7 protein-coding genes are annotated in these 8,648 nt (G+C 53.6%); all 7 read left to right on the top strand.

What is annotated here, in order from left to right; all coding sequences use genetic code 11:
- Nucleotides 1-937 (top strand): peptidoglycan D,D-transpeptidase FtsI family protein (locus ACML7B_RS07905; protein WP_418540462.1); only part of this gene is annotated, 937 nt, incomplete at its 5' end.
- Nucleotides 938-998: 61 nt separating this feature from the next.
- Entirely contained in the window at nt 999-2,720 is a 1,722-nt protein-coding gene (locus ACML7B_RS07900; RefSeq protein WP_346708138.1) for a peptidoglycan D,D-transpeptidase FtsI family protein, read from the top strand.
- Nucleotides 2,721-2,780: 60 nt separating this feature from the next.
- On the top strand, nt 2,781-3,737 hold the full coding sequence (mraY, locus tag ACML7B_RS07895) for a phospho-N-acetylmuramoyl-pentapeptide-transferase (protein ID WP_346708139.1): 957 nt from the start codon (nt 2,781-2,783) through the stop codon (nt 3,735-3,737).
- Nucleotides 3,738-3,756: 19 nt separating this feature from the next.
- On the top strand, nt 3,757-5,112 hold the full coding sequence (gene murD, locus ACML7B_RS07890) for a UDP-N-acetylmuramoyl-L-alanine--D-glutamate ligase (protein ID WP_418540459.1): 1,356 nt from the start codon (nt 3,757-3,759) through the stop codon (nt 5,110-5,112).
- Between the two features lie 15 nt (nt 5,113-5,127).
- Complete coding sequence (locus tag ACML7B_RS07885; RefSeq protein WP_418540456.1) at nt 5,128-6,210, top strand: FtsW/RodA/SpoVE family cell cycle protein; 1,083 nt, start codon at nt 5,128-5,130, stop codon at nt 6,208-6,210.
- A 28-nt stretch (nt 6,211-6,238) separates the two neighbouring features.
- The gene (locus ACML7B_RS07880) at nt 6,239-7,033 is read left to right on the top strand and encodes a cell division protein FtsQ/DivIB (RefSeq protein WP_418540453.1); all 795 of its coding nucleotides are present in this window, start codon (nt 6,239-6,241) and stop codon (nt 7,031-7,033) included.
- Between the two features lie 130 nt (nt 7,034-7,163).
- On the top strand, nt 7,164-8,396 hold the full coding sequence (gene ftsZ / locus ACML7B_RS07875) for a cell division protein FtsZ (protein WP_346708142.1): 1,233 nt from the start codon (nt 7,164-7,166) through the stop codon (nt 8,394-8,396).
- The last annotated feature ends 252 nt before the right edge of the window (nt 8,397-8,648 follow it).

Raw genomic sequence — 8,648 nt, 5'->3', positions numbered from 1 at the left:
GACCTTGTATTACAGTGAGAAAGAGATTGAGGCCATGTCAGATGAGGAGAAGGCAGAAGCCATGAATAAGCTGTGGAACAACTTCTGCGTCAACCAGGTTTATGAGCCGGGTTCCACCTTCAAGCCGTTTACCGTATCGGCAGGACTTGAGCTGGGCAATCTCACCGGGGATGAGACTTACTACTGCGGCGGGAAGCTGCATGTGGGAGATTACGATATCCACTGTAACAACCGGGACGGACACGGGACCCAGACCCTGCGCCAGGCCATGGAGAATTCCTGCAACGTGGCGCTGATGGAGATCGGCCAGGACCTGGGAGTGGAACAATTTACCAGGTATCAGGAAGAGTTTGGTTTTGGGAAAAAGACCGGGGTGGACTTGCCCGGAGAGCAGGAAGGCGTCCTTTATACAGAAGAAAATATGGACGTGACCAGTCTGGCTACCAATGCTTTCGGCCAGAACTTTGATGTGACCATGACCCAGATGGCGGCAGGGTTCTGTTCCCTCATCAACGGAGGGGAATATTACCAGCCCCATGTGGTGAAACAGATCCAGGATGAGAACGGCAACGTGACAGAGACCAAAGAGCCGGTTCTGCTGGGGCGTACGGTTTCCCAGGAGACCAGCGATCTTATCAAGGATTACATGTACAGCGTAGTAAAGGAAGGAACCGGCGCAACGGCGGCGGTGGAAGGCTATGACATCGGAGGAAAGACGGGAACCGCGGAGAAACACCCAAGAGGGAAGGGAAATTACCTGGTATCCTTCATCGGGTACGCGCCTCAGGAGAACCCACAGGTGATGATCTATGTGGTCATCGATGAGCCAAACACCTCCGTTCAGTCCAACAGCGGTTTCGCTACAGCCATGGCGGCGGATATCATGGAAGAGATCCTGCCCTACCTGGGAGTGGAGAAGATCCAGGAAGAGGAATAGGAAAGAATAACCTTGCCAAAACCCTAATAGATTATAGAAAGGGTTTTGGCGAGGTTTTTTTATGAAGAACAAGACCTGCAACCGAAGAAAACTGCTGGTGGTCTTCCTTGCGGCGGTAGTGCTCCTTCTGGTCCTGGCCGGCCGTCTTGTCTATCTGATGATATTTGAGGCCGGGTACTATCAGGAAAAGGCTCAGGCGCTCCATGAGAGGGAGCGGGAGATCAAGGCCAAAAGAGGGGAGATCGTCGACCGGAACGGCACGGTCCTTGCCACCAACCGGACGGTATGCACCATCTCGGTGATCCACAGCCAGGTGACGGACCCGGAGGAAGTGATCCGGGCATTGTCCGGGGAACTGGGACTTCCTGAGGAAGAGGTGCGAAAAAAGGTGGAAAAGGTATCTTCCCGGGAGCGGATCCAGGCAAATGTGGACAAAGAGGTGGGGGACCGGATCCGGGACATGGGGCTTGACGGGGTGAAGGTGGATGAGGACTTTAAGCGCTATTACCCTTACGGGGAACTGGCCTCCAAGGTGCTGGGCTTTACCGGCGGGGACAATCAGGGCATCATCGGGCTGGAGGTAAAGTACGAGGAATACCTGAAGGGTGAGAACGGCACTATCTTAACCACCACAGACGCCAGAGGCATTGAACTGGAAGGGGTGGCGGAGGACCGGGTGGAGCCGGTTCCCGGCCATACCCTCCAGATCAGCCTGGATTATAATCTTCAGACCTATGCCCAGCAGATGGCGGAGAAGGTGCTGGAGGAAAAGAAAGCCCAGAAGGTGGCCATCCTCCTGATGGATCCCAGGAACGGAGAGATCCTTGCCATGGTCAATGTGCCGGAATTTGACCTCAATGCCCCCTTCCGGCTCAATACCGGGACAGGGGAGGACCTGACGGACGAGGAACTTCAGGATGCCCTCAATCAGATGTGGCGCAACGGCTGTATCAACGATACCTATGAGCCGGGATCCACCTTTAAGATCATCACAGCCTCCGCCTGTCTGGAGGAGGGGGTGGTGGATCTTGAGGATACCTTTACCTGTCCCGGTTACCGGATCGTGGAGGACCGGAAGATCCGCTGCCACAAGGTGGGCGGCCATGGGGCGGAGACCTTCGTGGAGGGGATAGAGAATTCCTGTAATCCGGTGTTCATTGAGATTGGTCTTAGGCTGGGGAGGGAGAATTTCTATAAATATTTCCAACAGTTTGGGCTGATGGGGACGACTGGAGTGGATCTGCCCGGAGAGGCGGGCACCATCATGCACAAGATGGAAAATGTAGGCCAGGTGGAGCTTGCCACCATGAGCTTTGGACAGTCCTTCCAGGTGACGCCGGTCCAGATGGCGGCCACAGTCAGTTCCCTTGTCAACGGCGGCACCCGGGTGACGCCCCATTTTGGGCTTCGGGTCCTGGATGAAGAAGGAAAGGAGCTGAAGGAATTCCAGTATCAGGAGAAGGAACGCATTGTTTCCGAAGAAACCTCCCGTACCATGCAGCGCCTTCTGGAAGGGGTGGTGTCCCAGGGGTCCGGCAAGAACGCCTATCTGGAGGGGTATCGCATCGGCGGGAAGACTGCCACCTCCCAGACCCTGCCCAGAAGCGCCAACCGGTATATATCTTCTTTCATCGGTTTCGCACCGGCCGACGACCCGCAGATCCTGGGGATGTGCGTGATCTACGATCCCCAGGGAGTCTACTACGGAGGGACTATCGCAGCGCCGGTGATCGGGGACATTTTCCGTAATATATTCCCCTATCTTGGCATTGAAAAAGAGTAGAAAATGAAGTATACTATGTAAGATTGAAGGAAGACAAACAAAAGATATAAGAGGTGTATTATGGATTATACGGTATTTCTGCCGGTTCTGATCTCGTTTGCGCTGAGCGTGATCCTGGGACCGGTGATCATTCCTATCTTACGGAGACTGAAAATGGGACAGACGGAGAGGGAAGAAGGCGTGAAGTCTCACCTGAAGAAGGCGGGGACGCCCACCATGGGCGGGGTGATCATCCTTTTGAGCGTAGTGGTCACATCCCTTCTTTATCTCAGGGATTATCCCAAGATCATCCCCATTTTGTTTGTAACTCTGGGCTTTGGGCTGATCGGTTTCCTGGATGATTATCTGAAAGTAGTGATGAAACGCTCTGACGGTCTGTATCCGAAGCAGAAAATGGCGCTGCAGATCGTAGTGACCGCTATCTTCGCCTTCTACCTGATCCGGTTTACGGATGTGTCCCTGGCGATGCTGATCCCCTTTACCGGCGGGAAATATCTGGATATCGGCTGGCTTGCGGTTCCCCTGTTGTTCTTTGCAGTGATCGGGACCGTGAACGGCGTGAATTTTACCGATGGCCTGGATGGCCTGGCCTCCAGCGTGACGGTTCTTGTGGCTACCTTTTTCACGGTGGTGGCCATCGGCACCAAAAGCGGCATCGAGCCTGTCACCTGCGCGGTGGTGGGAGCCCTGCTTGGATTCTTGTTGTTTAACGTCTATCCGGCCAGCGTCTTTATGGGAGACACCGGCTCCCTGGCGCTTGGAGGATTTGTGGCCTCTACGGCTTACATGCTACAGATGCCCATTTTCATCCTGATCGTGGGTCTTATTTATCTGGTAGAGGTACTGTCCGTAATGATCCAGGTGACCTATTTTAAAAAGACCGGCGGAAAGCGGATCTTCAAGATGGCGCCCATCCACCATCACTTTGAGCTGTGCGGATGGTCGGAGACCCGGGTGGTGGCTGTATTTTCCATCATTACGGCGCTTTTGTGCCTGATCGCGCTGATGGCGATGTAAGAGAAAGAAGGACAGGACTATGTTGGATGTAAAAGAGAAACAGGTACTGGTATTTGGCTCCGGGATCAGCGGGACCGCTGCGGTCCGGCTCCTGGAGAAAGAAGGAGCACAAGTGATCCTCTACGACGGCAATGAGAAGCTGGACCCGGAGAAGGTGAAGGAGCAGCTGGGAGAAGGAAGCCGGGCAAGGATTGTCCTGGGGGCATTCCCGGAGGAGCTTCTTGAGACGCTGGATCTTCTGATCTTAAGTCCCGGCGTCCCCACAGATCTTCCGGTGGTGGAAGCCATAGCTTCCAGAGGGATCCCGGTGACCGGAGAGGTGGAGCTTGCCTATTCCTATGGAAAAGGAGATGTGCTGGCCATCACAGGGACCAACGGAAAAACTACAACGACAACACTGCTTGGTGAGATCATGAAGCGTTACCAGGAGGACGTGTTTGTGGTGGGGAATATCGGCAATCCCTATACCCTGGCGGCCATGGAGATGACAGAACACTCCATCGCTGTGGCGGAGATGAGCAGCTTCCAGCTGGAGACCATCCGGGAGTTCCACCCGAAGGTAAGCGCGATCCTGAATTTTACGCCGGATCATCTGAACCGTCACCACACCATGGAAGCTTATGTGGAGGCCAAGAAGAATATTGCCAGGAACCAGACAGAAGACGATTACTGCGTTCTCAATTACGAGGATGAGAGGACCCGGGAATTCGGAACTCAGGTGAAGGCCCAGGTTCTATATTTCAGCAGCCGGCATAAATTAGAAAGAGGCATCTATCTGGATCAGGGATCCATTATCTATAAGAACCCGGAGAAAGTGAAGCTCTGCGATGTGAAGGAACTGCAGATCCTGGGGACCCACAATTATGAAAATGTGATGGCCGCGGCGGGGATGGCCGCTGTCTACGGGGTGCCCATGGAGGTGATCCGGGAAGCGGTGCTTGCGTTTAAGGGCGTGGAGCATCGGATCGAATTTGTGGCGGAGAAACAGGGCGTAGCCTATTACAATGATTCCAAGGGGACTAATCCGGATGCCGCCATCAAGGCGATCCAGGCTATGAACCGGCCCACGGTGCTTCTTGGGGGCGGATACGATAAGGATTCGGAATACACCCAGTGGATCCGGGCTTTTGACGGTAAGGTGAAGAAGCTGATCCTTATGGGAGAGACCCGGGAGAAGATCGCGAAAGACGCGGAAAAATGCGGCTTCCATGATTATGTGATGGCCGATGGGTTTGAGGAAGCGGTTCGTCTGGCGGCCGGGACGGCACAGCCGGGAGACGCGGTCCTTCTGTCCCCGGCCTGCGCAAGCTGGGATATGTTTCCCAATTATGAGGTACGTGGAGAGAAATTCAAAGAGATTGTAAATTCCTTATAAGGAGTGTAGGTAAGATTGACACAGCCAAGAAAGAGGAAGTATGATCTGACTCTTCTCGCCGCGCTTCTGGCGCTTCTGGTCTTTGGACTTATCATCCTGTACAGTACCAGCGCCTACAATGGGGAAGTGAAGTTCCACGACTCCTTTTACTACCTGAAGAAGCAGGTATTTGCCACGCTGCTGGGGATCCTGGGGATGTACCTGGCGGCGCGCACGGACTACCATCTCTGGAAATATGCGGCCCTGCCGGGATATCTGGCGGCGCTTCTTCTTTCCGTGGCGGTCCTTTTCATAGGGGAAGAATACAACGGCTCCAAAAGATGGCTTTCTTTGGGGCCGTTTTCATTTCAGCCTTCGGAATTCGCCAAGGTGGCGGTGATCCTGTTTTTGGCCTGGCTGGTGACCAGAAGCGGCAGGAAGATGGAGAGTATGAAGGCCCTTCTTGGCGTCATGGCCTCTGTTCTGCCGATCGCAGGCCTGGTGGGGGCAAGCAACTTAAGTACTGCCATCATCATCCTGGGGATTGGAGTGACTCTTGTGTTCGTGGCCAGCCCCAGATACATGCCTTTTCTTCTGATGGGCGCCGGAGGAGCAGGATTCATGGCGGTGTTCCTGGCTCTGGAGAGTTATCGATTGGAGCGGCTTATGATCTGGCGAGATCCGGAGGCTTATGAGAAGGGGTATCAGACCCTTCAGGGCCTTTATGCCATCGGTTCCGGAGGCCTGTTTGGCCGGGGGCTGGGGGAGAGTGTGCAGAAGCTGGGGTTTGTGCCGGAGGCCCAGAACGATATGATCTTCTCCATCATCTGCGAGGAGCTGGGACTGTTTGGCGCCGGGATCCTGCTTTTTTTATTTCTGGTGCTGATCTGGCGGTTTTTTGTGATCGCCTCCCGGTCGCCGGACCTTTTTGGCGCGCTGATCGCGGCGGGCGCCATGGCTCACATGATGATCCAGGTGATCCTGAATATCGGGGTGGTCACAAACACCATCCCCAACACCGGCATCACCTTGCCCTTCATCAGCTACGGGGGAACCTCGATCGTGTTTCTTCTACTGGAAATGGGGGTTGTGTTAAGTGTGTCAACAATGATAGAATAAATCCAGAGCAACAAAGAGAGGAGTATATATGGGTACAAAGGAACATCTGGAAGGACAGCCCAGGAGAAGGCGCAGGAAAAAGAGTCACAGGGTGTATGCCTTTTTCGTCATCGTCCTGGGGCTCGCTATCATCGCGCTGGCGGTGCTTCTGCTCTTCCATGTGCAGAAGATCGAGATCAAGGGGAATGAATACTGCGCCGACAAGGAGATCCTGGAAGCGGTGCAGAGTGATAAGTTTTCTACCAATTCTCTCTATGTGGTGGGGAAATACCTTCTGGGGAAGGGGGAGGAGCCTGCCTGTCTGGAGAGTATGAAAGTGGGGATCGGGGCGCCCTGGACGCTGAAGGTGCGGGTAAAGGAGAAGCCCATTGTAGGTTATGTCTACGCAGATCAGGATTACGCGTATTTTGACCGGGACGGCCTGGTGGTGAAGAAGGACTCTGTCTATCTGGAAGGGATCCCCCAGGTAGAGGGGATCGAGGTGAAGAACATCAGGCTGTATCAGCCTTTGCAGAGTGATCACACCCGGGTTTTTGAAGAGATCCTGGAGGCCTCGGATGAACTGAAAGAAGAGGGGCTCTCTACAGACCGGATCGTCTGTCAGGACAGCCGGATCTATGTGTTTGTGGGAAAGGTGTGCGTAAGCCTGGGAAATCAGGTGACGCCGGAGAAGATGGCACAGATCCCGCCTATCCTGGAGAAGCTTGAGGGAAAGGAAGGGACGCTGCACCTGGAGAGCTATTCCGGGACCCAGGAGACCATCACATTTGACGTAGGGGAGCTGCCGGAAGGGATTTCGGAGGAAAAAACAGAAGAAAAATAAGAAAAATCCCTGAATTCTATTGATATTTTGTACAAAAGTCTATATTATAGACTATATATGGCAAAGTGTATTTTTACACCTTGTATATGGGATGTATAAATAAATAAGGATAACAAAGGAGGAGAAACCCTTGCTAGAGATTAAGACAAACGAATCAGAAGCGGCGGCAAAAATAATTGTTTGCGGAGTGGGAGGCGGCGGAAACAACGCAGTCAACCGCATGATCGATGAGCAGATCGCCGGCGTGGAATTTATAGCAATTAATACAGATAAACAGGCACTTCAGTTATGTAAGGCCCCCACGCTTATGCAGATCGGGGACAAGATTACCAAGGGACTTGGCGCGGGAGCCAGGCCGGAGGTAGGAGAGAAAGCCGCGGAAGAAAGCGCGGAGGAGATCTCCGCAGCGCTCAAAGGAGCGGACATGGTGTTCGTCACCTGTGGTATGGGCGGCGGAACCGGAACCGGGGCTACACCGGTAGTTGCCCGGATCGCCAAGGAGCAGGGCGCTCTGACGGTAGGAGTTGTGACCAAGCCCTTCCGTTTTGAGTCCAAGACCCGTATGAACAATGCGCTTGCTGGGATTGAAAAGCTGAAGGAAAATGTAGACACTCTGATCGTTATCCCGAATGATAAATTGCTTGAGGTGGTAGACAGACGCACTACCATGCCGGAAGCCCTGAAGAAGGCGGACGAGGTTCTGCAGCAGGGTATCCAGGGCATCACAGACCTGATCAACGTACCGTCTCTTATCAACCTTGACTTCGCGGATGTCCAGACAGTTATGACCGACAAGGGAATCGCCCACATCGGTATCGGACAGGGCCGCGGCGATGACAAGGCTCTTGAGGCAGTAAAACAGGCTGTTGCCAGCCCGTTGCTTGAGACCACCATTGCCGGTGCGTCTCATGTGATCATCAATGTATCCGGAGACATCACCCTGATGGATGCTTCCGATGCGGCAGAGTACGTACAGGATCTGGCAGGAGAGGATGCCAACATCATCTTCGGCGCCATGTATGATGATTCCAGAGCAGATGAGGCTACCATCACCGTAATCGCCACCGGCCTTCACAATGTGGGCGGCAGCGCATCCAAGCTGAAGTCCAGACTGGAGCACCCAAGGAATGTTTCCCCGGCGCCCCAGACCACTTATGAGAGACCTGCCGCAGCTCAAAGAAGCGCAGCGCCTGTGCGCACTCCGCAGCTGGACATCGGTCTTGCTACAGGAAAGAGCAGCGCAGGAAGCAATGTGGCAAGAAAAGCTCCCGGCGGGACCGCGCCTTCCCTGGAGACGCCCAGAACGCCTACCAGCAAGGTGAAAGAGCAGTCCATCAAGATCCCGGATTTCTTTAAGAAGTAAGAGAAGACCTTTTAGGGCCGGAACAGGAAACCCTGTTCCGGCCCTTTTTCTGTCGAAAAAAATCTTTTTCTCTCTCCCATCATATGACAAAATCTTTTTTCCCCCTTTCGTATAATAAGTCTTGCCCAAATACCTAATCGATTTCGTATGCAAGGAGAAAGAAGGCAGGATGTGTACTATGAACTATACATAGATGTGTTTTTTCTTGTGAATTTCATGATGGATGCCATCCTTCTGGAGATCCTCCGGAGG

Source organism: Massilistercora timonensis, from assembly GCF_048354975.1.
Taxonomy (GTDB): Bacteria; Bacillota; Clostridia; order Lachnospirales; family Lachnospiraceae; genus Massilistercora; species Massilistercora timonensis.
The sequence above is the reverse complement of the archived record's forward strand: the minus strand, read 5'-3'. Positions and strand labels throughout refer to the sequence as shown.

Excerpts from the sequence above, each read along its gene's own strand:
- ACML7B_RS07900 (WP_346708138.1), top strand. The coding sequence starts at position 999 with ATGAAGAACAAGACCTGCAACCGAAGAAAACTGCTGGTGGTCTTCCTT.
- mraY (WP_346708139.1), top strand. The coding sequence starts at position 2,781 with ATGGATTATACGGTATTTCTGCCGGTTCTGATCTCGTTTGCGCTGAGC.
- murD (WP_418540459.1), top strand. The coding sequence starts at position 3,757 with ATGTTGGATGTAAAAGAGAAACAGGTACTGGTATTTGGCTCCGGGATC.
- ACML7B_RS07880 (WP_418540453.1), top strand. The coding sequence starts at position 6,239 with ATGGGTACAAAGGAACATCTGGAAGGACAGCCCAGGAGAAGGCGCAGG.